Origin of the sequence: Pseudoalteromonas sp. H103 (assembly GCF_001469205.1) — a bacterium.
Classification (GTDB): domain Bacteria; phylum Pseudomonadota; class Gammaproteobacteria; order Enterobacterales; family Alteromonadaceae; genus Pseudoalteromonas; species Pseudoalteromonas carrageenovora.
In genome coordinates this window covers 152,891-178,008 of record NZ_LOFG01000015.1, presented here as the reverse complement: position 1 = coordinate 178,008, position 25,118 = coordinate 152,891, and the positions used below count along the sequence as shown (strand labels likewise).

Here is a 25,118-nt window from a genome sequence, read left to right as displayed (position 1 = left end):
AAAAAGCTCGGAGTTTTCCGAGTTTTTTATTTTAAATCAATTGTTTAAATTTTTTTAAACTGGTAAGTTAGGCCCTTAAATGGTCTCCAATACATAAAAGGATGTAACTATGCCACTCGTACAAATTATTCTATTTATTGCTTTTGCCGTGTTAACTACAATTGGCTACAAAAAGAATAACCGTAACTTAATGCTATTAGGCGCCATTGCTATATCGTTCGCGTTTGTGGGACTTGATTTTTTAATGGGGGTAGATGAAGGGTTATCAGGCAGGTAAGCTAAAACTCAATAACTAATTTTTATTTATTAAAAAGGTTCGATAAATAAAGAGATAAACTGCTCGTTTTTTACTCCTAATACGTTATGGTAATAAATAACAATACATAACTAATAATAATGGAAGGAGCAGCCATGAATAACCCGCAATCAGACCATATCCCACAAGAAGCCTTTGATTGGTACGACGAATACGCCCACGGCTTAATGGACAGACGTACATTTATGAAAAAACTTGGCGGTTTAGCTGCACTTGGGTTTTCAATGAGTGTACTTACATCGGCGCTATTGCCTAATTACGCGTTTGCGGAGCAAGTATCGTTTAATGATGACGATATTAAAGCCACCTACGAAGAATTTGATTCGCCAAACGGGCATGGTAAAGGCAAAGGTTACTTAGCAGTACCCAGCACAATTGAAGGTCAACTGCCTGTTGTATTAGTTATTCACGAAAACCGAGGGTTAAACCCTTACGTAAAAGATGTAGCAAGGCGCTTAGCCAAAAAAGGCTTTATTGCCTTTGCCCCCGATGCACTCTTCCCGCTTGGTGGCTACCCGGGTAATGACGATGAAGGCCGTGCAATGCAAAAAACCATGGACAGAGCTAAAATTCAAAAAGACTTTGTAGCCGCCGCTCACTTTTTAAAAAATCATTCAAATAGTAACGGCAAACTAGGGGCTGTGGGTTTTTGTTTTGGGGGTTATATTGTTAATTACTTAGCAGCCGTTGATAGTGATTTACTTAGCGCTGGCGTGCCTTTTTATGGTACTCCTGCCAGTGAGTCACTGCACAAAAATATAAAGGCGCCTTTGATGATTCAATTAGGTGAACTTGATAAACGTGTTAACGCTACATGGCCTGATTATGAAAAGAGCTTAAAAGCTAACAATGTTGAGTACACTATGCACATGTACGAAGGCGCTAATCATGGTTTTCATAACGACTCTACGGGGCGTTATGATGAGCAAAAAGCAGAACTTGCTTGGCAGCGTACCTTAGCGTTTTTTAATGAAAAATTAAGCTAAACACCATAAAAAACGCCGCATAAATTAAATAATGTGGCGTTTTAAATTTAAGTATTTAGCGACTTAGTTATATATATTTAGTTATTTACATATCTGCGCTTTAAAACAAGTAGCGATGTTAAAACTAGAAAAAACACACTAAACGCCCCTGCGCTACTCGAGCCATCTTTATTTTCTATTTTTGCAATTTTTTCTTCTTTTACCCGTGTTTTAAAGCGGGCTAATTCTGCATCTAAATTTAAGCTCATATCGGTAACCGCTAAATTAAAGCCCTCAAGTAACTTTTCATTGAGCGTTTCGTCAATACTAATAGCGGTGGTTCTTTTTTCAAGCTTGCTGATACCGGGTGCTCTAAAAAGCATTTTTTTACTTTTTATATCAAAAACCGCAGTGTCGACAAAGGTTTGAATAGTATTTTCATTACCCGGAATCAAGTACATACCTACAATGGTCCAATACAATAATGCGGCGTTATTTTCATAGGTTTGTGTTACTTGATCGTAAGAAACCAATGCCATTACGTCTACATCGTATAGTCGACCTACTTGCTCAAGCGCTGAAAACCCTTCTCCACCTATAAGGTACGTACTTGGAATCACTTCGATGCGGTCAATGTAATCGTACTGCAAAAATGATTTTTTAACTTTTTCGAGCAACGCTACCTCATTTTGACTTTCAATTGCGTTTGCTCGCCAATCTTTAGAGGGCACAAATGAAATGCCCACTGTAACGGGCAATTTCAACACTGGAATTTCTGGTTTATACGTAGCACGACTATCTTCGTTTGGATAAAGAAAGTCAACCAAACTGCTAGAACGCGTATTTTTACCTGCATGATTACTCACAAGCGCACTACATGAGGTCAGTAAAAAAACCATCAACATGACAAAAAACGTATTTTTTTCATTATTATTCCTTTTTAATTAAATTCAGTTACGTGTAAAAGCTCGCCTGATGGTCCCCATAAATAAATCACTTTACCCCACGGCTCTTGTTTTATCCCTTCAAAGCGAATATCAAAGTTAATGAGCTTACTAATAATGTCAAAGGCTTCATTTATGTTTAATACGCACACTTGCAGCATTAAATTTTCAGCAAATTCTTGGTTGTAGTAACGCTGTAGAAAGAGGCTGCATTCACCTGATGTTGCAATACTTAAATCAGCAGAGGCTGACTCAATACTAAAGCCAAGCGCCTGATAAAATGCACACGATTGTTGATAGTTTTTACACGCTACAAACACTCTAATATCATCTACTTGCATTGTTTTCTCCATTGTTATTTTAGGCAGCTGGTTTAACAATTTATTTTTTGAAAGCGACCTTAATTAGATTCTCATTTTTATGAGCACTCGTCACTAAGTAAACGTAAATCAAAACAATGTGCTAATGCGCTAGCTTAAAAAATAAATGTAAGTAAAACTATAATGTTAAGTTGGATGACTTTAAAAATCAGCTGTTTTATAGTCGGTGAATACTTTCAATATAAAAAGGAAATTTTAATGAAATATATAACTAGGTTAGTCATCGTTTTTGCCTGTAGTTTCAGTACATTCAATATTCAAGCTAAGCCGTTTCTATCACCTTATCCTGGTGCAAAATTACAAAATAAAGTTATGTTAGAAGGTGAGCAAACTCGCCTTGTTACAAATTTTGATCGCAACGCTAAAAAGGCCCAGCAACTCACTTTTGACTCATTTATTGGCTCTACAAACCATTACTCATACGACATCAAAAATGTAGCTTCTTTAAAGGTTACCAAAAACTATCAAAAAGCACTTATTAAAGCCGGCTTTACTATCAACTATATGTGTTTGCTAGATGAATGTTACTCAGGTGAAAGCTACGAAAATAAAAAGCGATTAGGCGAAGAGTCTAGCTATTTTAGCCCAGGTAATGCATTTAGAAACCCCTATTATATATACGCTACCAAAGGCACTGACAAACTTGAGGCTGCTGTTACTCTTTATGTAGGACAATATAAAAATAAAACGGGTGTTCAGCTAACTACTATAGATATAAAAGAGATTGAAACCGGTTTAATAATCGCCGATCTCAGTGCACTTAAAAAAACAACAAATGAAAATAGTAATAAAGCTCCAAAAAAAGATAAAAAAGGAACTCAAGATCACCCTTTACTGAGTCGCTATCCTGGCAGTTATATTGAGGATTTTAAGCAGGTAGACTATGAAGAATTTAGCATTCCTGTAGGTGTTGTAAATAAAAAAACAAAACAAATCCCAACACTTGATGTAACAGGTGACCTCACTCAAATTACCTATGTGGTAAACAACGTATCTTCTCTTAAAATTTACCACAACTATGTAGGCGCATTAGTTAAAGAGGGATTTGAAACTGTATTTTCGTGTCAAAAAAGCTCATGTAGTAAAAATACAAATAAAAGAAAAATTAGAGATGATATAAAACAGTTAGGTGATATTTTAGCGGTTGAATCAATTTATAACTACTCAGAGCAGCCTCGCTATCAGGTTATGAAAAAGGTACTTGATGAGCAAACGACTTACGCTGTATTTTTTATAGGAAATTATCAAGGCCATTCACGTATTCAGTTAGTGGTTATACAAACTAAGCCATTGCTAACTGGTCTAATCGAGACTAATAGCAATAAAGTATTAGAGCAATTAGCGCAAAAAGGAAAAGCCTCAATATATGGTGTTTTGTTTGATTACGATAAAGCCAGTATTAAATCAGAGTCAAAACAGGCTTTAGATACCATTGCACAAGTATTAAATAAAAATAAACAGCTGAGCTTATATGTGGTTGGGCACACCGACGATAAAGGATCAGCTGAGTATAATTTAAACCTTTCTGAGCGGCGTGCTAATGCTGTTGTTAAGGCGCTTATAACTAATTACGGTGTATCAAAATCAAGGCTATTCGCTCATGGCGCAGGCCCCTACTCACCTGTTGCCACAAACAGTAATGAATTAGGTCGCGAACTTAATAGGCGGGTTGAATTGGTTGAGAAATTAGCTGGTAAGAAAAATTAGCTTCTGTTCAAAACCAAAAAAAGAAAGGGCGCTATAACAGGCGCCCTAAACCTATGTAAAATTTATTTTTTAGCTATAGCCTGCAAGACCGAAGCTAAACCGGTGTGATAGGAGCCTTCAAACACTTCTCGTTTTAATTCTTCTAAATGTACAAAACTAAGCCCTGTTAAGTCATCTTCTAAATCGTTTTTTGATGTTTTAGTATCTGCACTTGGGCCGCCGCCGGTATTATAATTTATTTGCTCTGGCGTATAGGCCTCAAGTAAAAATACCCCACCAGGCTTTAAACCTTTTACAGCGCGTTTATATACCGCTGAGCGTACCGCGCTCGGTAAAGGGCAATATATAGAGACCACTGCATCCCATTTTGCCTCTCCAAAATCAAATTCTGCTAAATCGGCATGTATAAGCTCAATGTTTACATTATGCTCTATGGCAAGCTTTGCTGCTTTTTCAAGACCTACTTTAGAGCCATCAACCGCAGTAACGCTATAACCCATTTTTGCTAAAAACACGGCATTTCGCCCTTCACCTTCGGCCAAGCTTATAACGTTGCCTTTAGGTAATTGTTGATATTGCTGGGCTAAAAAATCGTTTGGATCTTTGCCATAAGCGTATTGCTCACTGTCGTACCTTTCATCCCACATAACTACTCCTGAGCTAAATTTTTTACACATTCTGCATAAATTGTACTTTAGTCACTTAATAATTTCACGAATACCGAGGGGAGTAAATAGGTAAAATTTAGGCTAAAGGCCAAGCTTTACCATTGAAGTAACGCCTAGCCATATTATGAGTTTAACTCGCATCTACTAAAGTTATAACGCCTATTAGCACCTGCACAATAGATACTTAATACATTAAAGTTTAACCAATAAAACTAAGTAAAAAAAGTAACGGGGACACTGGCCTAAAGCACAATACACAGTGAGTCGTATAAGGTTTAACAACCTAACTAAAGGGACCCTGCTTAAAACGTTAATAGTTCACACTCAGATTTATTAACTTTACTTAGATAGCACTTAACTCTCAATATTAGTTGTTAAATTTAGAGTAATAAATTATTTACTTCTTAATACAAAACCCAACTTAAAAGTCGGGCTTTATAATAAATTTAACCTAACCAGTTAAACTAGCTAACTTTTAGTTCGCGTGCTTGAATATACTGTACTAGGTCTTCAATCGATACCACGGTCATACTGTGTTTATTAGCATAGTCACTTACCTGTGGTAAACGCGCCATGGTGCCATCAGGATTAGTTAGTTCGCAAATAACACCAAATGGTTTTAAACCAGCCAGCTGCATTAAATCAACAGATGCCTCGGTATGACCTCGGCGTACAAGTACACCACCGGTTTGCGCTTTTAAACCAAATACATGGCCTGGGCGTGATAAATCGCTCGGTTTAGCATTATCGGCGGTTGCCGCTTTAATCGTGGTTACTCTATCGGTTGCTGATACACCGGTTGTTACGCCGTGTTTAGCTTCAATGGTTACAGTGTAAGCTGTGTTATTTTGACTGGTGTTGTTAGCTACCATTTGCGGTAGGTCGAGTTGTTTAATACGCTCATCTCCCATGCATAAGCACACAATACCGCTGCCTTCGCGGATCATTTCGGCCATTTGAGGGGGAGTTAAATGCTCTGCAGAAAATACAAAGTCGCCTTCGTTTTCGCGGTTTTCGTCATCAACAACAAGTACGCCTTGGCCTTGCTGCAGTGCGGCGATGGCATTTTCTACACGGGTGTGGCTTTCGCCAAATTGAGTAAGTAAAGACTGAATCATCATTATATTCCAAATAAAAAATAAATAGATTCAGGACACTGAAAGGCATGGCAAAGCCATACAAAATAAATTTGTATGTTTAGCCAAAAAACAGCATTAAAAACACACACCAAAAAGTTCTGTTTATGGCGTAGTGTAATAAGCTATATTCTCTTTCATCCGGACTTTAACCGTCGGCTCTGGCATCTCACCAGATCTGCTTGACCTTCATTTAACTCTTTCAATATTGTAAAAATAAATTAAATAAAGCGCTCGCGGGCTCGTTTTAATCAAAAAAGTATTGAGTAAAACATACCGCCGGTGGGGAATTTCACCCCGCCCTGAGAATTTACCGCAAACTTATACGTTTACGGTATGCGCATTATACGCCTGTATTTATAGGTTATTCAAAAATAAAAGTTAAGAAAGCTCAGTATTTAATGATGCTTTAAGTACTTTACCTTCATTAATATCAGCAATAAGCGAGCATGAAGCGCCATTTACCAGGTTTAAATTAGGTTGTACATGGCCTATATCGGCATCAAAAATTACCGGAAACAAACATCCGCCTAGAGCCACATCAAGCGCATGGCGGTAATCAAAGGCGTCGTAATTACTTTGAGTGATTTCGCTTCGCCCTAAAATAAGGCCATTAATATCGTCAAATATTCCGGCTAACTTTAGTGAAAGTAAAAACCGAGCAACCGTCGTCGGCGTAAGCTCTGAGTTTTCTAGGTATAAAATTAATCCTTCTGATGCACTGTGTTTTTTAAATTCGTGTAATGCTAAAAAGGGGGAGTCGAGCAATAAACCTACTGTGTCTAAGCACCCACCAAATAAGCGCCCTGACATTTCTATCGTGCGTTTATCAGTAGAGTTTAAGCATTGCCAATGAGTTGGCTCGCTGGGGTTTAAAAGTTCATCAGGGTTTTGAGCATAATTAGGTTTCACTTTTTGATGTAAAGATGAAGGGCCTTGTTCAAACTTACTCCCCGCTTCGTAGGTCAAAGTTTCAAAAATTTGTAAACTATACGGATTTTTTTCATCAGGGTGTAATTGCATTAAATTTGCGCTATGTAGAGTGGCCCATTGGCATTTAGCCGTTAATGCACAAGCAATAGTGCTCACATCAGAAAAGCCCACCAGCCATTTAGGCTTTGCCGCTTTTATAGCGTTAAAATCGAGTAACGGTAGCACTTCCATTGCAAGCTCACCGCCCATTGGTGGCATAATAGCTGCTATTTCTTCATCAAGTAAAAAGCCCATTAATTGCTGTGCATGGGCTTTGGCATCAAGTTGTTCTCGAGGTTTGTTTTGGCGTAAAAACTCGCCTTCTACTACCTCGTAACCACGGTGTTTTAATCCGTCTATCACTATATCTAATCGTCCGTGATACTTTTCTTTTAGCCCAGATGAAAGCGAGCAAATAGCAATTTTAGAGCCTACTTTTAAAGGCGCTGGATAAAGTATATTAGCCATTGAGTGTTCCTTTTTAATAAAGTGATTATGTACCTATATCATCATGTTAACTCTTTATGCAATATGAATACCTTTGTTATACCAACTCCATTAAGTATGTGTTCTAAATTTTACGCCGAAAAAACAACTCAGTTCTAGGCGTAAATTGATGTAAATGGTTGTTCCCTCTACGAAATTTACAACAAAGAAATGGGTTGTTTTAGCAAGTAAAATAGATCGGCTATTTATTGGAGTTGGTATTAGTATCGTGATTTATTCAAGACATAAAAAAACCGATGCGAATGCATCGGTTTTTATTTAAACGTTACAGTGAGCTAAATATTAAAGATACTCAACATCAATGATTTCGTACTCAACGTCGCCTTTTGGCGTTTTAATGGTTACAGCATCATCTGTTTGCTTACCAATTAAACCGCGCGCGATAGGCGAATTAACAGAAATTAAGTTGTTTTTAATATCTGCTTCATCATCCCCTACAATACGGTATTTTACTTCGGCATCAGTTTCTACATTTACGATAGTCACTGTAGTGCCAAAAATAACTTTACCCGTATTAGGCATTTTAGTTACGTCGATAATTTGCACATTTGAAAGCTTAGCTTCAATTTCTTGAATACGGCCTTCACAAAAACCCTGTTGCTCACGCGCAGCGTGGTATTCAGCGTTTTCTTTTAAGTCACCATGTTCACGTGCAATCGCAATATCATTTACGATTTTAGGACGGGTAACTGTTTTTAATTCGTTAAGCTCTTTGCGCAGTAAATCTGCGCCACGAACTGTCATCGGAATTGATTGCATACTTTTCTCACTTAACACCAAGGCCTTAATGGCCTTGGTACATTTCCTTAGTTCAATCGCTGGTGTAGCTCTTGAACTGACGTCACTTTACTACGGTCGTCTGCTTGGTTAGCAGTACAGTTAGCAAATGCCGCGTTCAAGGTTGTCGTGTAGTTGGTTTTGTTTTGCAATGCACCACGACGCAACACCTTCGAATCTTCGATCGCTTGGCGACCTTCGGTGGTATTTACGATATAGCTGTACTCTTTATTCTTGATGTTATCAAGAATATGCGGGCGGCCTTCATATACTTTGTTTACACGGCGTACTTCAATACCGGCCTCTTTTAAAGCCTCTGCTGTGCCACCTGTTGCATCAATTTCAAAACCAAGGTCTGTCATGGTTTTTGCAAGCTCTACAACACGAGACTTATCGCTGTTACGTACAGATAGTAACGCGCGACCACCGCGTGGTAAAGTGTTGCTTGCACCTAATTGTGCTTTTGCGAACGCTTCGGCGAAAGTATCGCCAACACCCATCACTTCACCTGTTGAACGCATCTCTGGGCCACGGATAGGATCCACACCCTGGAACTTAGCAAATGGTAAAACCACTTCTTTAACGCTGTAATATGGAGGGATCACTTCTTTAGTAATGCCTTGGCTTGCCAGTGACTGACCCGCCATACAACGCGCAGCTACTTTTGCAAGTGCAACACCGGTTGCTTTTGATACAAACGGTACTGTACGTGCTGCACGTGGGTTTACTTCAATTAAGTACACTTTGCCATCTTTTACAGCAAACTGTGTATTCATTAATCCAACTACGCCAAGCTCAAGTGCCATATCGGTTACTTGCTTGCGCATTACATCTTGCACTTCTTGAGATAAAGAATGTGCTGGTAATGAACATGCTGAGTCACCTGAGTGAACACCCGCTTGTTCAATGTGCTCCATGATACCGCCAATAATTACTTGCTCGCCGTCACAAATTGCGTCAACGTCAACTTCAATTGCGTTATCTAAGAAACGGTCAAGTAATACTGGTGCCTCGTTTGATGCTGACACGGCTTCGGTCATGTAGCGACGTAAATCTTGCTCGTCGTATACAATTTCCATTGCGCGGCCGCCTAATACGTACGATGGGCGCACAACCAGTGGGAAACCAATTTCAACTGATTTAAGTAGTGCTTCTTCAGTTGATGTTACCGTTGCGTTCTCTGGCTGTAGTAAATCAAGACGCTCTACTAACTGTTGGAAACGCTCACGGTCTTCTGCACGGTCAATCGCATCAGGAGAAGTACCAATCACTGGCACGCCATTCGCTTCAAGCTCACGCGCTAATTTAAGTGGTGTTTGGCCACCGTACTGCACGATTACGCCTTTTGGTTTTTCAACACGGACGATTTCTAGTACGTCTTCAAGCGTAATTGGCTCAAAGTATAAACGATCAGATGTGTCGTAATCGGTAGATACCGTTTCAGGGTTACAGTTAACCATGATGGTCTCGTAGCCGTCTTCACGAAGCGCAAGGGCTGCGTGAACACAACAGTAATCAAATTCAATACCTTGGCCGATACGGTTAGGACCGCCACCGATAACCATGATTTTGTCTTTGTCTGTTGGGTTTGCTTCACACTCTTCATCGTACGATGAGTACATGTAAGCTGTGTCTGAGCTAAATTCTGCTGCACACGTATCAACACGTTTGTACACTGGCACAATGTTTAGTTGATGACGTTTTTTACGAATTTCAGCTTCAGAAACACCGGCAATTTCAGCAATACGCGGGTCGGCAAAACCTTTACGCTTAAGTTTGCGTAAAAAGTCTGCATTTAAGCCAGCCATGCCTACGTCACTAATTTTAGCTTCGTCTTTTAAAATGTCTTCAATTTGCACTAAGAACCAGCGGTTAACTTTAGTCAGTTCGTAAACATCTTCAACGCTCATACCATGGCGCATTGCATCAGCAATATACCAAATACGCTCGGCGCCTGGCTCGCGTAATTCACGAATGATTTTTTCACGGGCTTTAGGGTCATCAAGTGCCACAATTGGGTTAAAACCCGTTGCGCCAACTTCAAGACCACGTAATGCTTTGTGTAATGACTCTTGTTGGTTACGACCAATTGCCATCACTTCGCCTACTGATTTCATTTGCGTTGTTAAACGGTCGTTAGCACCGGCAAATTTTTCAAAGTTAAAGCGAGGTATTTTAGTTACAACGTAATCAATTGAAGGCTCAAAAGACGCTGGTGTTTTACCGCCAGTAATATCGTTTTGAAGCTCATCAAGCGTGTAGCCTACTGCTAGTTTTGCTGCAATTTTAGCAATTGGGAAACCCGTTGCTTTAGAAGCAAGTGCTGATGAGCGTGATACACGTGGGTTCATCTCAATGATAACCATACGGCCATCTTCTGGATTAATACCAAACTGTACGTTAGAACCACCGGTTTCAACACCAATTTCACGCAGTACTGCCATAGAGGCATTACGCATAATTTGGTATTCTTTGTCGGTTAAAGTTTGTGCTGGAGCAACCGTGATTGAGTCGCCTGTATGCACGCCCATTGGGTCAAAGTTTTCAATAGTACACACAATGATACAGTTGTCTTTTTTGTCACGAACAACTTCTGTTTCGTACTCTTTCCAACCAATCAGTGATTCATCAATCAATAATTCGTTCGTTGGCGATAAGTCTAAACCGCGCTCACAAATCTCTTCAAACTCTTCCATGTTGTAAGCAACACCGCCGCCGGTGCCACCCATGGTGAAAGAAGGACGAATGATACACGGTAAGCCAATACGGCTCATTGTATCTTTAGCTTCTTCCATTGAATGAGCAATTTCAGCACGAGGACATTCAAGGCCAATGTTTTTCATTGCTACGTCAAAGCGTTCACGGTTTTCTGCTTTGTCGATTGCATCAGCTGTTGCGCCAATTAGCTCAACGCCGTGCTTAGCCAGTACACCGTGCTTGTCTAAATCAAGCGCACAGTTTAATGCTGTTTGACCACCCATTGTAGGGAGTACTGCATCTGGCTTTTCTTTTTCAATAATTTTTTCTACCACTTCCCAGTGAATTGGTTCGATGTACGTTGCATCGGCCATTTCTGGGTCGGTCATGATAGTTGCAGGGTTTGAGTTGACTAATATAACTCTATAGCCTTCTTCTCTGAGTGCTTTACACGCTTGAGCACCAGAGTAATCAAATTCACAAGCTTGACCAATTACAATTGGGCCTGCGCCTAAGATAAGAATGCTTTTTATGTCGGTACGTTTTGGCATTATTACTCCAGTTAAATTAGTTGTTACGCGCTTGCATCAAGTCGATGAAGTGGTCAAATAATGGGGCTGCATCGTGCGGGCCTGGGCTTGCTTCTGGGTGACCCTGAAAGCTAAACGCTGGCTTATCTGTACGATGAATACCTTGAAGCGTTCCGTCAAATAACGATTTGTGCGTAGCACGTAAGTTACTTGGTAATGACGCTTCATCTGCAGCAAAACCATGGTTTTGTGCGGTGATCATTACTACGTCGCGGTCTAAATCTTTTACTGGATGGTTACCACCGTGGTGGCCAAATTTCATTTTTGCTGTTTTAGCACCTGAGGCAAGGGCTAATAACTGATGACCTAAACAGATACCAAAAATAGGCGTGTCGGTTTCTAAAAAGGCTTTAATTGCATCAATAGCGTAAGTACATGGCTCAGGATCGCCAGGGCCATTAGATAGGAATATACCATCTGGGTTTAAAGCAAGTACATCGGCTGCTGAGGTTTGCGCTGGCACGACGGTTAATTTACAGCCGCGATCAACTAGCATACGTAATATATTACGTTTAACACCGAAGTCGTAGGCAACAACATGAAACTTTTCATCAGCGGTATCTAGGGTTTTAAATCCTTCACCTAATGTCCAGCTTGATTCGCGCCACTCAAAATTTTCCTTGGTTGAGACAACTTTTGCTAAATCCATACCTTTTAAACCTGGGAAGGCTTGCGCGGCTTCTAACGCTTTGTTTTCGTCTAGCTCGCTACCAGCGATAATACACCCGTTTTGTGCGCCTTTGTCGCGCAGAATACGTGTTAGCTTTCTGGTGTCGATGTCCGCAATACCTAAAATATTACGTTCTTTTAAGTAATCATCTAACGATTGCTCGTTACGAAAGTTACTTGCTAGCAGTGGCAAATCACGGATCACTAGGCCTTTAGCCCATATTTGATTCGCTTCTTCGTCTTCGCTGTTGGTACCCGTATTACCGATATGTGGGTACGTCAAAGTTACGATTTGTTCCGCGTATGATGGATCAGTCAAAATTTCTTGATAACCAGTCATAGACGTATTGAATACTACTTCACCGACTGACATGCCGTCAGCGCCGATTGCAGTACCGCGAAACACTGTGCCGTCTTCTAGGACTAACAGAGCGGATTTAGTCAAGTTAAACCTCCTAACAGTAAAAAACGGGAGTAAGCAATTGCTTAACACCCCGCCAATACCCAGAGGGATCGTCAAAACCAGATTTTTTGTGAGCTTATAATTGTTTTACGCAGTCTTAAATGATGCCGATATAAAACGCTAAACCTTCAATCATTTTTTCTTGCCTAAAACTCTTATCATTCCCACTGAAACCCCTGGTTTTACTAGCCACTTGGGTATAATTGGAAACACGCATTTAGTAATTTTTGGCAAATTGGCTGCATTCTACATTAAGTTACTATTTAGGTCTAACACTATTTGGTAAATTGTTACAAACAAGTCGCTTTAGGTGAAATTAGACCCAAACAGGTAAAAAAGTAACTAAACTACTTAAGATCAAGCACATCTTGCATATCATAAAGTCCTGCCGGTTTATTTTGCAACCAGCATGCAGCCCTTACAGCACCTAGTGCAAAGGTCATTCTTGAACTTGCTTTGTGGGTTAATTCGAGCCTTTCGCCCATTGTGGCAAAGTATGCGGTATGTTCACCTACTATGTCTCCACCTCTTAGTACTGAATAACCTATTTCATTTTGCGATTTAGCCGTTTCTACTTGGCTGCGGTCGTATACTGCAACCTCGTCATGGTTCCAGCCCTTTGCATCTGCAATTGATTCACCAATAGCTAAAGCAGTACCCGATGGTGCATCTATTTTATGACGATGGTGCGCTTCAAATATTTCTATATCTAAATCATCGCCAAATTTAGTGGCTGCTGTTTGTACCAAATTTAATAGCACGTTTACGCCAACACTATAATTGCGGGCAAATACAATCGGAATGTGCTTTGCCGCATCGTTCAAAAGCGCCATATCATCAGCGTTCAGCCCTGTGGTACCAATAACCATAGGTAGCTTTTGCGCAACCGCTGTTTTTAAATGATTACGCATACCTTGTGGCAATGTGAAATCGATTAACACATCTACATTATTCACTTCACTTTCAACACTAAAGCTTACAGCGATATCGGCTGCACTATTTACTTGATTTACATTAATACCTAATAACGATGAACTGCTACGAACGTATGCGCCTGTAAGTTGTGTTTGCTCTTTAATTGTCGCGGCTTCTAATAAGGCTAAGCCCATTCTGCCGTTAGCACCAAAAACACCTATTCGATTTGTAGTCATGGTTTTTACCTAATTTAATTTGAATCCGTTTATTAGCCATATATCCGGACATTGCAAAATACGCAGGTGGGTATTTTTATGCAGCTGGATAAATATTAATCGCTGAAAATCGCGTCGCTTTATAGATATTATCTAAAAGTCATGCAATAGTCAGGTGACCTTTTAATTTTATAATAATAACAATACCAGTTTACTTTAGCCATCTATACATTTAAACTTCTCTTTCGCGTCGATTTGGTCTTTGGCTTGCGGACGCTGCGGCTAACAACTTTTTAAAATAAAAAGTTGTACTGCTAAATTCAGCTAAAAGAGGAGTTTTGGCTGTGATAAATTTTACTGGTTATGAGGAATATGATGCAGCCATCATTTAACAAAAACAAAGCAATACTTTCTTTACTCCCCCTACTTACCTTTGTAGCGCTATTTTTAGGCTCAGGTTTATACTTGCAATCGCAAGGGGTTGATTACGCGTTTTACCAACTACCCGCCCCTGTGGCTATTTTGCCAGCCATTATGCTTGCGTTTATTTTAAATAAAGGCACAGTAAACCAATGTGTAGAAACCTTTATTAAAGGTGCTGGGCACAACAACATTATTACCATGTGTTTAATATACTTACTTGCGGGTGCCTTTTCGGCTGTGGCAAGTGCAACCGGTGGTGTTGATGCTGTTGTAAACGCAGGCTTATCGCTTATTCCTCCCGCTTTGTTGCTGCCAGGCTTATTTTTAATTGCTGCGGTTGTATCTACGGCTATGGGTACTTCAATGGGTACTATTGGTGCTATAGGCCCAATAGCTTATGCGGTATCTATTAAAACAGGCATCGACCCTGCATTAATGGCCGGTACTATTGTATCTGGCGCTATGTTTGGCGATAACTTATCTATTATTTCAGACACGACTATTGCAGCTACTCGTACGCAAGGCTGTGAAATGAAAGATAAATTTAAAGAAAACTTAAAAATAGCCGTGCCCGCTGCCGTTCTCACCATCGCGTTATTATTATATTTAACACCTGCACCACAAGCCGTAGAAACGAAAGATTACGATTTGTTATTAGTACTGCCGTATGCCTTTATTTTAATATTGGCTGTTGCGGGTATGAACGTATTTGTAGTGTTATTTAGTGGTATTGTTTTTGCTGCTTTAATGGGCTTTACCGGCAGCTACGAAGGTGCAAGCTTTGTAAAAGACATATACAAAGGCTTTACTGATATGCAGGAAATATTTTTACTTTCTATGTTTATTGGTGGCTTATCTGAATTTATTCGTATTAACGGCGGCCTTGATTACATTGCCCAAAAAATTCAAGCCATTACTAAAGTAATCGCTAAATGGCACCGTAAAGTGGCTGATCAACTAGGTATTGCGGCTTTAGTTTTAACTAGTAATGTGTGTATAGCTAATAATACAGTATCTATTATTGTTGCCGGCCCTATTGCTAAAAAGCTCGCTGAGGATGGCGAAATAAGCTCTAAACGCTCTGCAAGTTTACTTGATATATTTGCCTGTGTAACGCAGGGTTCATTGCCTTATGGCGCACAAGCCTTATTACTCGGTGCTACATTTAAAATTAGCCCATGGGAAGTATCTACTTCATCATACTACTGCTTTATTTTAGCGTTTACGGCAATTACTATAATCTGTTTGCGCCGCAACAAAGCATAATAAACGAGTCTTTATGTGTTGCAGCTTAATAAGTAAGCTGCAACATATGTTAAAATAATACTCTACATATCAATCACTTTTGCTATAATGCGCGCCTTCGCGTGTCACTAAAATTATAGTTAAATACAGATATGAAATTTAAAAAATTACTTCCTCTCATTACCCTTACATCAATTGCTTTATCGTCTTCTGCTTTTGCCGCTAATTGGAGCAGCACAGCATTACATATTAATAATGGCGACCAAAAAAACCCTTTTACTGAGCAAGAGTCGGATACCACTGTTTACTCTATTCAACATGCATCGAGTTACGATTACGGCGATAACTTCTTTTTTATCGATTACAGTAAAGACGATACAACTGACGGCTATCAAGATAGCGATTTTTACGGCGAATGGTATTCTACGGTAAGCTTATCGGCCATTAGCGGTGAAAAAATTGGCGCAGGCGCGTTATTAGATGTTGGCCTTACCGGCGGTATTAACGTAGCGGGCGACGCTAAAATGATGAAATACTTGCCGGGCGTTAAGTTAAGCTGGGATGTACCCGGGTTTAACTTTTTTCAAACGTTAGTAACTGCCTACATTGATGACAGTGAAGGTGTAGCCAAAGGCGGCGCACCTATTGAAACAAATAGCTGGATGTTTGATGTTGCTTTTGAATACCCTTTTACTATTGGCTCACAAAAATTTAGCTTTAAAGGCCACGCCGAATATATTGCTGAACGTGAAGACGAATTTGGTAACGATTTAGAAGCGTGGATACTCGCACAGCCTATTTTAGTATGGGATATGGGTCATGCACTTGAAATGAAAGAAAATACCTTATTACTCGGTATGGAACTTCAATACTGGCATAACAAGCTAGGTACTGAGGTCACAGAGTCAGTTCCGCAAATACATGTAGAGTGGACATTTTAAGCAATCACTCTGCGTTAAAATTACATAAATTGGAGCCCTATTAAGTGCTCCTTTTTTATGCCATGAAAAGTATTTAATTGAACAGTGTTTAATACTTAGCTATTGTCGTACTTCATTTAAGCCACACGCTTGCCTTACTAGGAGTATCAACATGTCATCTATTAAAGTTATTTGTTTTTCTGCTTTGTTAGCTTTAACTAATAATGCTTTAGCAAGTAGTGAAGTAAATACAGAGTCTCTCTCTTACGATGCGCTTTTAAGCAGTTATCAATATGATTTTAAAGTAAATTACTTTAGCGTTGAATCACAAAAGCAGTCTCTTAAAATGGCGTATATTTACCTAAAGCCTACCAAAGAAAATATGCCTACAGTAACGCTTATGCACGGTAAAAACTTTAATGCTGATTATTGGACGACTACAGCGCAGTACCTACAATCACTTGGCTTTGGCGTGTTAATGCCTGATCAAATTGGCTTTGGTAAATCATCTAAACCCACCAACTATCAGTATTCATTTGCCGCGCTTGCCCATCATACACATGCATTAATTGACTCTCTTAATTTAAAAGAAACGATTGTAGTTGGCCATTCTATGGGCGGTATGTTGGCAAGTCGCTTTGCATTAATGTACCCCAGCACAACAACTAAACTGATTTTACTAAACCCAATAGGGCTTGAAAACTACTTACAATATGTAGATTACAAAGATACTAATTTTTTCTATAAAAACGAATTAGCAAAAACACCTGAAGGTGTTCAACGTTATCAACAAAAAAATTATTACGATGGAAAGTGGAACGCCACATACTCAGCATTAACCGACTTTATTACAGGGCAAATACAAGGCCCAGATAAAGAGCAAATGGCGTGGGTTAACGCTAAAACGTACGATATGATTTTTACTCAACCGGTAATTACAGAATTTAAAGACTTTGCTGTGCCAGTTAAGTTAATAATTGGCACTCGTGATAGAACAGGACCCGGCCGAAACTGGAAAAAAGACGGTGTAGATTATGAGCTTGGCCGTTACGATAAGTTAGGCAAAAATGCGGCATCGCTTATCCCTAATGCTAAATTATATGAGCTTGATAATTTAGGGCATTTACCACAAATAGAAGATTTTGAACGCTTTAAAACTGTATTTAAACAAGCACTTGCTGCTGAATAACCACGCTTAAAAATAAAACAAAACCCCTGTAGGTAAAATACTTACAGGGGTTTTATATTAATTACGTATTAATACTAAACGTGTACAACTTTAACTAATAAAACGCATAACTACAGTGTGCACTGCGGTTTTTTGCCTTGAGATTTAGCAGTGCTTTGCTCACTAAGTGCTTTGCTCATTTGCGCTTGTAAATTTTTAATGCGGTTACTTGGCGCTGGGTGAGTAGATAAAAACTCAGGGGTTGTACCGCTGCCTGCGGCGCTCATATTTTGCCAAAGCGTTACCGACTCTTGTGGGTTAAAACCGGCCTGAGCCATTAAATCTAAACCAATTTCGTCTGCTTCAGATTCATGTGAGCGGCTAAAAGGTAAAACAACACCGTATTGTGCGCCTAACCCTAGACCCTGCATTATTTCGTTACGGTATTGAATATTGCCCATTTCAAGTGCAGCGCTACCTAATTGCATTCCAGTATCTAAAATTGAGCTTTGTGATACACGCTCATTTGAGTGCTCTGCTATCACGTGTCCGACTTCGTGCCCTAGTACTGTTGCTAATTGGTCTTGATTGGTGGCTATTTTTAATAAGCCCGTATGAACACCAATATAACCACCAGGTAGTGCAAAAGCGTTAGCAGATTCATCTTCAAATACCACTACTTCCCAATTTTGCGACGCATATTCTTGAGGTAAAACAGCGACTACTTTTTCAGCAATACAATTTACATAAGAATTTGTTTTAGCATCTTTATTTATTGGCTGAGACGCTTTCATTTCGGCAAAGCTAGCGGTGCCCATTTCACTCATTTGTTGATCTGAGTAAAGTGCAATTTGCGTACGTCCTGTTGGTGATGTTTTACAGCCTGCTAAAACTGCAGTTGCTAATACGGCAAGTACTAGTTTTTTCATGGTATTTTCTCTCAAGTCGTTATTTTTTATTGTGTGTAGAATAGCAAACACAGTGCCAGTTTAGAATCTTTGCACTGTATTGCTTGATAATTTATTTTTATTAACTTAGCAGGCAAACTAAGTTTATACACCCCCAATGCCCTGTTACACTATAGGCCTTGTTTTTAGTGATTGTTGAGTTTATTCATGGACGCCTCAGCCTCGTCTTTTAATACCCGTATTTTATTACCTTTATTAGCCAGTATTGTGGCAATTACTCCTTTGGCAATAGATATGTATTTACCCGCCATGCTGGTAATTGCGAACGATTTACAAACCAGCATGCCAAATGTACAAATTTCGTTAAGTATTTATTTGGCGGGTTACTCATTAGGTATGTTATTTTTTGGCCCTATAGCTGACCAAATTGGCCGCAGAAAACTCGCGCGTATTGGCTTAACTTTGTTTGGTATAAGCTCTGTAGCACTGGCATTTACCACTGAAATACATACCTTTTGGGCACTAAGAGCTGTGCAAGCATTTACAGGTGCAGCAGCCACAGTGGTTGTTCCAGGTGTAATTAGGCATATTTATCAGCAAAATACGGCTAAAGGCATGTCGTATGTGTCAATGATCATGATGGTAGCGCCGTTAGTTGCTCCTTCTGTTGGCTCATTTATATTAGGGTTTTCTGTTTGGTCTAGTATATTTTTAGTATTGGCAGCTTACAGTTTTGTGATCCTTGCGTTTGTACAAGTGCATTTAATTGATATACCCATTCACACAAACGAGAAAAAAGGCCTAGCCCTATTTTTTGATAGCTATAAAACCGTGCTTAGTAATAAAGATGCTCGAGCAGACATTTTAAGCTCTATGTTTGTATCGTTTGGTTTTTTTTGCTTTTTAACCTCAGTACCGTTTATATATTTAGATTTATATAAAGTATCTGAGCAATTGTTTGGTGTGTTATTTGCTTTTAACGTTATGGCACTTATGTTTGGTAACTTTTTAAACACCCGAATTGTACCAAGGATTGGCTCTCGTAAGATGCTGTATATAGGGCTTGCTTGCGGGTTTATATCTGGGCTGGCGCTACTAACTTTTAGTTTATTACACCTCTCTTTATATTATATTGTGGCTGCCATTGCGCCGTTGATGATGAGTTTAGGGGTTACCGCAAGTAATGCCGACTCACTAATATTAATGAAATTTGAAAAAAACACAGGAACTGCGACAGCTGTAATTGGCACACTTCGTTTTGGCAGTGGCGCATTAGTTGGACCACTACTTGCGCTAATGCACGCTAAAAGCTCTGTTCCGTTTTCAAGCTTGATGTTTAGTGCCGTGCTTTTAACTATGCTAGTACAATTAATTCACTACAAATTAGACAAAAAAAATGCCTCAATTTGAGGCATTTTTTAAATATGTTAAAGGGCTAAATTAAGCATCAGCCGCTTTTGAAACCATAACCATTGCTGGGCGCAATAAACGGCCATTCAATGTATAGCCTTTTTGCATAACGGCCAATACTGTATTTGGCGTTACATCGTTGCTTGGCTGAATAGACATTGCTTGATGAAAATCTGGGTTAAATTGCTCGCCTTGTGGGTTTACAATTTCAACGCCAAATTTAGCAACGGCATCGTTAAAACTTTTAACCGTCATATCAATACCTTCTAGTAACGGCTTTAATGTTTCGTTTTCTTTATCAGAAAACTCAATAGCGCGTTCTAGGTTATCAATAACTGGTAGTAATTCGTTAGAAAATTTCTCTAGTGCAAATTTGTGAGCTTTTTCTACATCTTGTGCTGCGCGACGACGAATGTTGTCAACGTCAGCTGCTGCACGTACTACACTGTCTTTTTGATCAGCAATAGTTTGTTTTGCAGCTTCTAGCTCTGCATATAGCATCGCAATTTCAGCTTCAGGGCTTTGCTCTTGATCAGCTTCATGTTGCTCTGCGGCTTCTACTGCTGCTTCAACATCAGCTTCCATTTGAGCTACTTCTTCGTTTAGTTCTACTTCTTGCTCAGGGTTTTTTGTCTGCTCAGACATAAAATACGTGCTCCAATTCTTTACAACTGCGGTAATTATGGGGATTGAATAAAAAGATTCAAGAGTTAGATGACTCTAATAATTTAAATTCTTGGATTATTTCTTCAATTTGCGCCGATTTAGGGCAAATTACGCAAAAGCGGCTTTGATATTCTTGATTTTGAAAATACGGAACGCTAAGCACAATAAGTTCATCGCACTCAGTAAAAGGTAATTTACCCGTATTTAAAACCGATACACCATTTTTAAAGGCAAGCTTATCTTCAACAAAATTTAAAAACGACACGCCAATATTTAGATTTTGTTCGCAGTCTATTTTTTTATATAAATAGTTTTCACCCACTACAATGCTGTTATCAGAACCTAGCTTTTGGCTAAGCTGACGCGTCCACTGGGTTAATGAATCGTGGCAATTATTAGGTGCAGTATTAGCCATAGCCTGCATTCTATAAAGGCCTTCCATTAAGGTTTGCTGGCTAAAAACGGTATTTAACCACGTAGCAAATTGATAACGTACGCTATCTGAAGAGTCATGTGGTTTATCAATACAAATATTATGACTCTGCCCTGCTCTATCTATTAATAAAATAAGCCAATCAGTTGAGTCAAAATCAAGTACTTCTACTCTAAACACTTGCTGAGAGCTTGCTTGGGGTAACCCAACGCAACAACACACTTGATACTTTTGACTAAGTCCGTGTGCTAGTTCAACTAATTGTGCTTGCTCAGGTTGCCAATAATTTGCAATATCAGCGAGCGTAAAGTATTCATCAAACCAGTAATCAAACCCTTGTGTTGTAGGGACTCGGCCCGCAGAAGTATGAGGCGAATAAAGTAAGCCAATTTTTTCAAGTCGAGCCATCGCGTTACGTACCGTTGCCGAACACACTGCCATGCCTTTAAGTTTAGCAATTTTTGTTGACGGAACTGGGAGGCCTTCACCATTACAGTACATGTTCATAACAGCTGAAAAAATTTGCTGATCTCTTGGGTTTAGTTTCATGTTATCTACATCTTGTTGCATGAAAGAGATATCGGGGCATTTGGTTGTAATTCAAGTCACTTACTTAACTCATTAGCAATAAAATTGAAGGTTTGTAATATTGCTATAATCTGTATTTTCAAACACTTCTCTTTTGGGTTACTCTACGAATATTAACTCTTTATGTGCGTACATTATGGATTCACCTTTTAAAACTATTGGCCTTATTGGCAAACCTAATCACCCTGGTGCAGCAGCAACACTTCAGCGATTACATACTTTTTTACTCGCGTTAGGTTTTGAGGTAATAGTAGAAAAACGTACAGGAAGCCAGTTAGACGATATCCCTCAAAATAAACTTGTTAAATTAGTCGACTTAGGCGAACAAGCAGACTTAGCTATAGTAGTTGGTGGTGATGGCAATATGTTAGGTGCCGCACGCGTACTGGCACGTTTTAATATAGCGGTAATTGGTGTTAACAGGGGAAATTTAGGCTTTTTAACTGACTTAAATCCAGAAGGATTTGAAGCAAGCCTTGAGCAAGTACTTAGTGGTGAGTACCTCGAAGAAAAACGCTTTTTACTAGAGGTAGAAGTATATCGTCATAACGAACTAAAAAGTGCAAATTCAGCGGTAAACGAAGCTGTGCTTCATGCCGACAAAGTTGCTCACATGATTGAATTTGAAGCATTTATTAATAACGACTTTGTGTTTTCTCAGCGTTCTGATGGTTTAATTGTATCAACACCTACGGGCTCTACGGCCTATTCTCTGTCGGGTGGAGGGCCTATATTAACACCCGAGCTTAATGCAATCTCACTAGTGCCAATGTTCCCCCATACTTTATCAAGCAGGCCTTTAGTGGTTGATGCCGATAATGAAGTGCGCTTAAAGTTAAGCCTAGAAAACACCGATAGCTTACAAGTGAGTTGCGACAGCCATGTTGTACTTGCTGTTTTACCTGGTGATGAAGTAGTTATTAAAAAAGCTGATAAACAATTGCGCTTAATTCATCCTAAAAATTATTCCTACTACAACGTTTTACGTACTAAATTAAATTGGGGCAGTCGTTTATACTAATCTTATTGCCAAATTTAGTACTATAGAGCAAAATATAGCGTCTAATAATAATCAACCTTCTTGGAACCAGATAGCAATGACTTATGTAGTATTCTTTGCTCTACTGCTGCTAATTACGCTTTTAGCAAGTTACTTAAAAATTGAGAGTAACCGTAAAAAAGCAATAGAAGCTAAAAAAAAGCTATTCAATGAACGTGTTTCCCATGTGAACGCACGTCTTAAAACTAAATTGAACGAACTACTTGATGCTAAAATAATTCGTCCAAAGTATATTCCTCGTATTCAAGCCATTTTAAGTAACTTTTTTGTAGTGCAACCACATACAGATGAAAACCTACAACAATTAGAAGATATTGCTGATTTACTTACCAATACGCTAACTAACGAGCTAATTAAAGTAAACCAAACAAATTTTATTCAACCTTTGATTGATAATATACAGTACTTTGTATCTGAATTACCTCAGCAAGGTATTTTGTATAATAAGAACTTTTATACAAATGCATTACCTACACTTATTAGTAATATTAAAACCGATGATTTCTCACAACCTACTGATATAGCAGATGATACAGCCAATTCAATCCCATCAACTTCCGATCCTCAATTCGCTCAAGATGCGAGTGTTGCTTAAATAATATAAAATTAATTTGCAAAAAACCAAAACACTGTATAAATTAACAGTTAATTGACTGGATGGATGAACAGTATGTTAATTGGTTTAGAAGTTAAAAATTTTGCAATCGTAAGTAATTTAAGCACCGAGTGGCGCAGCGGTATGACCGCAATAACAGGCGAAACAGGGGCTGGTAAATCTATTGCTATTGATGCTTTATCACTATGCTTAGGTGAGCGCGCAGAAGCCTCTGCTGTTCGCCCAGGCACTGATAAAGCTGAGGTATGTGCTCAATTCGATTTATCAGCATTGCCTCTGGCTCAATCATTTTTAGAACAGCACTTACTAAGCACTGCTGAAAATGAATGTTTATTACGCCGTGTTGTTTGTAAAAATGGCCGTAGCAAAAGCTATATAAATGGCAGCGCAGTGACTGCGTCCCAATTAAAAGAGCTTGGCCAGTACTTAATTTCTATTCATGGGCAACATGCTCATCAACACTTACTAAAAGCAGAACACCAGTTACAGCTTTTAGATGCATATGCTGGCCACCACAATTTAGTTGAAACAGTAAATTTAAACTACAAGCAATTTGCTAGCCTACAAAAAGAATTTAAACACCTAGAGCTACAGCAGCAACAACAAGCTGCTCAAAAGCAATTATTAGAATACCAAGTTGCTGAACTCGATGAGTTTGCTTTACAAGAAGGTGAGTTTGAACAAATAGAAGCTGAGCATTATAAGCTCAGTAATAGCCAAACAATTTTAGAATCTTGCCAGCGTGAGCTACAACATTTATATGAAAGTGATGAACAAAATGCGTGCTCTATGCTACAACATAGTGCTCAACAGTTTGCTCAACTTGCTCAGTATGATGAAAGTTTAGCAAGCGTCGCTGCATTACTCGATGAAGCAGCAGTACAAGTTGAAGAAGCGAGCCGTGAAGTAAGAAATTATACAGAGCAAGCAGATTTAGATCCCGCTCGTTTAACCGAAGTAGAAACGCGCTTAAGTGGCGCAATGGACTTAGCACGTAAACACCATATAAAACCCCAGCAACTGGTTGAGTTTCACCAGTCTATTTCCCAAGAACTAGAGTCTATTAGTAATAATTCGCAGCGTTTAGAACAGCTAGAATCTGAAATAGATAGCGCACTAATTGATTACAAACACTCTGCAGAACAGCTAAGTGAAAGCCGTTATAAATATGCCAACACACTTAACGTATTGATAAGTGAAAGTATGGCTAATTTATCAATGGAAAATGGTGTATTTGAAATAGCACTAACACAGCAAAGCGACCGCACACCAAATAGCTTAGGCTTTGATAATGTATCGTTTTTAGTATCAACCAATCCAGGCCAACCTCTGCAACCTTTGGCTAAAGTAGCATCAGGTGGTGAGCTTTCCCGTATAAGCCTTGCAATACAAGTTATCATTGCGCAAAAGGTTACAACTCCAACCTTGATTTTTGATGAAGTAGATGTAGGTATATCGGGCCCTACTGCATCAGCGGTGGGTAAATTATTACGTCAACTAGGTAAATCTACACAAGTTATATGTGTTACCCACTTGCCACAAGTAGCTAGCAGTGCACATCAGCAGTTTTTTGTCGCTAAAGAAATAGCCCAAGGTGAAACCTTTACACATATGCTCCCTTTAAATAAAGACGGCAGAATAAACGAAATTGCACGGTTACTAGGCGGAGACAACGTGAGTAAAACAGCAAAAGCGAATGCTAAAGAGCTTATTATGGCGCACGGCTAACGTTTCTATGATGAATGCCAATTAGCGATACA

The 25,118-nt window shown here is 39.2% G+C and carries 22 protein-coding genes and 1 riboswitch; of the genes, 10 read left to right on the top strand and 12 right to left on the bottom strand.

Annotation, left to right across the window (positions count from 1 at the left end):
- The first annotated feature begins 109 nt into the window (after nt 1–109).
- On the top strand, nt 110–277 hold the full coding sequence (locus ATS74_RS19945; RefSeq protein ID WP_158657434.1) for a hypothetical protein: 168 nt from the start codon (nt 110–112) through the stop codon (nt 275–277).
- A 134-nt stretch (nt 278–411) separates the two neighbouring features.
- A complete protein-coding gene (locus ATS74_RS10725) occupies nt 412–1,302 on the top strand; it encodes a dienelactone hydrolase family protein (RefSeq protein ID WP_058548895.1) in 891 nt (296 codons plus the stop codon).
- A 77-nt stretch (nt 1,303–1,379) separates the two neighbouring features.
- On the opposite strand, the gene rhlP is transcribed toward ATS74_RS10725, so the two are convergent.
- Nucleotides 1,380–2,186 carry a rhombotarget lipoprotein gene (gene rhlP, locus ATS74_RS10720; protein WP_058548894.1) on the bottom strand — a complete coding sequence of 269 codons (807 nt, stop codon included), beginning with the start codon at nt 2,184–2,186 and terminating at the stop codon, nt 1,380–1,382.
- A gap of 35 nt (nt 2,187–2,221) precedes the next feature.
- Nucleotides 2,222–2,566 (bottom strand): hypothetical protein, encoded by a 345-nt coding sequence (locus tag ATS74_RS10715; RefSeq protein ID WP_058548893.1) that lies wholly within the window; start codon nt 2,564–2,566, stop codon nt 2,222–2,224.
- A 237-nt stretch (nt 2,567–2,803) separates the two neighbouring features.
- On the opposite strand from ATS74_RS10715, the gene ATS74_RS10710 reads away from it, so the two are divergent.
- Nucleotides 2,804–4,312: an OmpA family protein gene (locus tag ATS74_RS10710; protein ID WP_058548892.1), complete on the top strand. Its 1,509-nt coding sequence runs from the start codon at nt 2,804–2,806 to the stop codon at nt 4,310–4,312.
- A gap of 62 nt (nt 4,313–4,374) precedes the next feature.
- Here ATS74_RS10710 and ATS74_RS10705 read toward each other — a convergent pair whose 3' ends face one another.
- The 7 genes from ATS74_RS10705 to dapB all read right to left on the bottom strand — a co-directional run bounded on the left by ATS74_RS10705 (nt 4,375) and on the right by dapB (nt 13,942).
- Entirely contained in the window at nt 4,375–4,959 is a 585-nt protein-coding gene (locus ATS74_RS10705) for a class I SAM-dependent methyltransferase (RefSeq protein WP_058548891.1), read from the bottom strand.
- A gap of 485 nt (nt 4,960–5,444) precedes the next feature.
- Entirely contained in the window at nt 5,445–6,098 is a 654-nt protein-coding gene (ribB, locus tag ATS74_RS10700; RefSeq protein ID WP_058548890.1) for a 3,4-dihydroxy-2-butanone-4-phosphate synthase, read from the bottom strand.
- A 143-nt stretch (nt 6,099–6,241) separates the two neighbouring features.
- A riboswitch (FMN riboswitch) is annotated at nt 6,242–6,430 on the bottom strand.
- Between the two features lie 67 nt (nt 6,431–6,497).
- Nucleotides 6,498–7,556 carry a S66 family peptidase gene (locus tag ATS74_RS10695; RefSeq protein ID WP_058548889.1) on the bottom strand — a complete coding sequence of 353 codons (1,059 nt, stop codon included), beginning with the start codon at nt 7,554–7,556 and terminating at the stop codon, nt 6,498–6,500.
- 321 nt (nt 7,557–7,877) lie between these two features.
- Nucleotides 7,878–8,354: a transcription elongation factor GreA gene (gene greA, locus ATS74_RS10690; protein ID WP_058549162.1), complete on the bottom strand. Its 477-nt coding sequence runs from the start codon at nt 8,352–8,354 to the stop codon at nt 7,878–7,880.
- Between the two features lie 47 nt (nt 8,355–8,401).
- Nucleotides 8,402–11,620: a carbamoyl-phosphate synthase large subunit gene (gene carB, locus ATS74_RS10685; RefSeq protein WP_058548888.1), complete on the bottom strand. Its 3,219-nt coding sequence runs from the start codon at nt 11,618–11,620 to the stop codon at nt 8,402–8,404.
- Nucleotides 11,621–11,636: 16 nt separating this feature from the next.
- Complete coding sequence (carA, locus tag ATS74_RS10680; RefSeq protein ID WP_058548887.1) at nt 11,637–12,773, bottom strand: glutamine-hydrolyzing carbamoyl-phosphate synthase small subunit; 1,137 nt, start codon at nt 12,771–12,773, stop codon at nt 11,637–11,639.
- Nucleotides 12,774–13,138: 365 nt separating this feature from the next.
- Complete coding sequence (gene dapB, locus ATS74_RS10675) at nt 13,139–13,942, bottom strand: 4-hydroxy-tetrahydrodipicolinate reductase (protein ID WP_058548886.1); 804 nt, start codon at nt 13,940–13,942, stop codon at nt 13,139–13,141.
- Between the two features lie 354 nt (nt 13,943–14,296).
- On the opposite strand from dapB, the gene ATS74_RS10670 reads away from it, so the two are divergent.
- The 3 genes from ATS74_RS10670 (at nt 14,297) to ATS74_RS10660 (ending at nt 17,698) form a co-directional block, all read left to right on the top strand.
- Nucleotides 14,297–15,610 carry a Na+/H+ antiporter NhaC family protein gene (locus tag ATS74_RS10670; protein ID WP_058548885.1) on the top strand — a complete coding sequence of 438 codons (1,314 nt, stop codon included), beginning with the start codon at nt 14,297–14,299 and terminating at the stop codon, nt 15,608–15,610.
- 131 nt (nt 15,611–15,741) lie between these two features.
- On the top strand, nt 15,742–16,530 hold the full coding sequence (locus ATS74_RS10665; protein ID WP_058548884.1) for a hypothetical protein: 789 nt from the start codon (nt 15,742–15,744) through the stop codon (nt 16,528–16,530).
- Between the two features lie 151 nt (nt 16,531–16,681).
- The gene (locus ATS74_RS10660; protein WP_058548883.1) at nt 16,682–17,698 is read left to right on the top strand and encodes an alpha/beta fold hydrolase; all 1,017 of its coding nucleotides are present in this window, start codon (nt 16,682–16,684) and stop codon (nt 17,696–17,698) included.
- A gap of 110 nt (nt 17,699–17,808) precedes the next feature.
- Here ATS74_RS10660 and ATS74_RS10655 read toward each other — a convergent pair whose 3' ends face one another.
- The gene (locus ATS74_RS10655) at nt 17,809–18,606 is read right to left on the bottom strand and encodes a M48 family metallopeptidase (RefSeq protein ID WP_058548882.1); all 798 of its coding nucleotides are present in this window, start codon (nt 18,604–18,606) and stop codon (nt 17,809–17,811) included.
- A gap of 186 nt (nt 18,607–18,792) precedes the next feature.
- Between ATS74_RS10655 and ATS74_RS10650 the strand changes: the two genes are divergently transcribed.
- The gene (locus tag ATS74_RS10650) at nt 18,793–19,995 is read left to right on the top strand and encodes a Bcr/CflA family efflux MFS transporter (RefSeq protein WP_058548881.1); all 1,203 of its coding nucleotides are present in this window, start codon (nt 18,793–18,795) and stop codon (nt 19,993–19,995) included.
- Nucleotides 19,996–20,025: 30 nt separating this feature from the next.
- Here ATS74_RS10650 and grpE read toward each other — a convergent pair whose 3' ends face one another.
- Nucleotides 20,026–20,640, bottom strand: a complete 615-nt coding sequence (grpE, locus tag ATS74_RS10645; RefSeq protein WP_058548880.1) for a nucleotide exchange factor GrpE — start codon at nt 20,638–20,640, stop codon at nt 20,026–20,028.
- 58 nt (nt 20,641–20,698) lie between these two features.
- Nucleotides 20,699–21,664: an HrcA family transcriptional regulator gene (locus ATS74_RS10640; RefSeq protein ID WP_058548879.1), complete on the bottom strand. Its 966-nt coding sequence runs from the start codon at nt 21,662–21,664 to the stop codon at nt 20,699–20,701.
- A gap of 154 nt (nt 21,665–21,818) precedes the next feature.
- On the opposite strand from ATS74_RS10640, the gene nadK reads away from it, so the two are divergent.
- From nadK to recN, 3 genes are all read left to right on the top strand, one after another.
- The gene (gene nadK, locus ATS74_RS10635; RefSeq protein ID WP_058548878.1) at nt 21,819–22,703 is read left to right on the top strand and encodes an NAD(+) kinase; all 885 of its coding nucleotides are present in this window, start codon (nt 21,819–21,821) and stop codon (nt 22,701–22,703) included.
- Between the two features lie 76 nt (nt 22,704–22,779).
- The gene (locus ATS74_RS10630; RefSeq protein ID WP_058548877.1) at nt 22,780–23,337 is read left to right on the top strand and encodes a hypothetical protein; all 558 of its coding nucleotides are present in this window, start codon (nt 22,780–22,782) and stop codon (nt 23,335–23,337) included.
- 75 nt (nt 23,338–23,412) lie between these two features.
- Nucleotides 23,413–25,086 carry a DNA repair protein RecN gene (gene recN, locus ATS74_RS10625; RefSeq protein WP_058548876.1) on the top strand — a complete coding sequence of 558 codons (1,674 nt, stop codon included), beginning with the start codon at nt 23,413–23,415 and terminating at the stop codon, nt 25,084–25,086.
- The last annotated feature ends 32 nt before the right edge of the window (nt 25,087–25,118 follow it).

What these genes read in the sequence shown, in the direction of transcription:
- ATS74_RS10725 (WP_058548895.1), top strand. Translation starts at nt 412, where the DNA reads ATGAATAACCCGCAATCAGACCATATCCCACAAGAAGCCTTTGATTGG.
- ATS74_RS10665 (WP_058548884.1), top strand. Translation starts at nt 15,742, where the DNA reads ATGAAATTTAAAAAATTACTTCCTCTCATTACCCTTACATCAATTGCT.
- ATS74_RS10670 (WP_058548885.1), top strand. Translation starts at nt 14,297, where the DNA reads ATGCAGCCATCATTTAACAAAAACAAAGCAATACTTTCTTTACTCCCC.
- nadK (WP_058548878.1), top strand. Translation starts at nt 21,819, where the DNA reads ATGGATTCACCTTTTAAAACTATTGGCCTTATTGGCAAACCTAATCAC.
- recN (WP_058548876.1), top strand. Translation starts at nt 23,413, where the DNA reads ATGTTAATTGGTTTAGAAGTTAAAAATTTTGCAATCGTAAGTAATTTA.
- ATS74_RS10655 (WP_058548882.1), bottom strand. Translation starts at nt 18,606, where the DNA reads ATGAAAAAACTAGTACTTGCCGTATTAGCAACTGCAGTTTTAGCAGGC.
- ATS74_RS10660 (WP_058548883.1), top strand. Translation starts at nt 16,682, where the DNA reads ATGTCATCTATTAAAGTTATTTGTTTTTCTGCTTTGTTAGCTTTAACT.
- carB (WP_058548888.1), bottom strand. Translation starts at nt 11,620, where the DNA reads ATGCCAAAACGTACCGACATAAAAAGCATTCTTATCTTAGGCGCAGGC.
- ATS74_RS19945 (WP_158657434.1), top strand. Translation starts at nt 110, where the DNA reads ATGCCACTCGTACAAATTATTCTATTTATTGCTTTTGCCGTGTTAACT.
- ATS74_RS10630 (WP_058548877.1), top strand. Translation starts at nt 22,780, where the DNA reads ATGACTTATGTAGTATTCTTTGCTCTACTGCTGCTAATTACGCTTTTA.
- dapB (WP_058548886.1), bottom strand. Translation starts at nt 13,942, where the DNA reads ATGACTACAAATCGAATAGGTGTTTTTGGTGCTAACGGCAGAATGGGC.
- ATS74_RS10705 (WP_058548891.1), bottom strand. Translation starts at nt 4,959, where the DNA reads ATGTGGGATGAAAGGTACGACAGTGAGCAATACGCTTATGGCAAAGAT.
- ribB (WP_058548890.1), bottom strand. Translation starts at nt 6,098, where the DNA reads ATGATTCAGTCTTTACTTACTCAATTTGGCGAAAGCCACACCCGTGTA.
- grpE (WP_058548880.1), bottom strand. Translation starts at nt 20,640, where the DNA reads ATGTCTGAGCAGACAAAAAACCCTGAGCAAGAAGTAGAACTAAACGAA.
- ATS74_RS10695 (WP_058548889.1), bottom strand. Translation starts at nt 7,556, where the DNA reads ATGGCTAATATACTTTATCCAGCGCCTTTAAAAGTAGGCTCTAAAATT.
- greA (WP_058549162.1), bottom strand. Translation starts at nt 8,354, where the DNA reads ATGCAATCAATTCCGATGACAGTTCGTGGCGCAGATTTACTGCGCAAA.
- ATS74_RS10710 (WP_058548892.1), top strand. Translation starts at nt 2,804, where the DNA reads ATGAAATATATAACTAGGTTAGTCATCGTTTTTGCCTGTAGTTTCAGT.
- ATS74_RS10650 (WP_058548881.1), top strand. Translation starts at nt 18,793, where the DNA reads ATGGACGCCTCAGCCTCGTCTTTTAATACCCGTATTTTATTACCTTTA.
- ATS74_RS10640 (WP_058548879.1), bottom strand. Translation starts at nt 21,664, where the DNA reads ATGCAACAAGATGTAGATAACATGAAACTAAACCCAAGAGATCAGCAA.
- rhlP (WP_058548894.1), bottom strand. Translation starts at nt 2,186, where the DNA reads ATGTTGATGGTTTTTTTACTGACCTCATGTAGTGCGCTTGTGAGTAAT.
- ATS74_RS10715 (WP_058548893.1), bottom strand. Translation starts at nt 2,566, where the DNA reads ATGCAAGTAGATGATATTAGAGTGTTTGTAGCGTGTAAAAACTATCAA.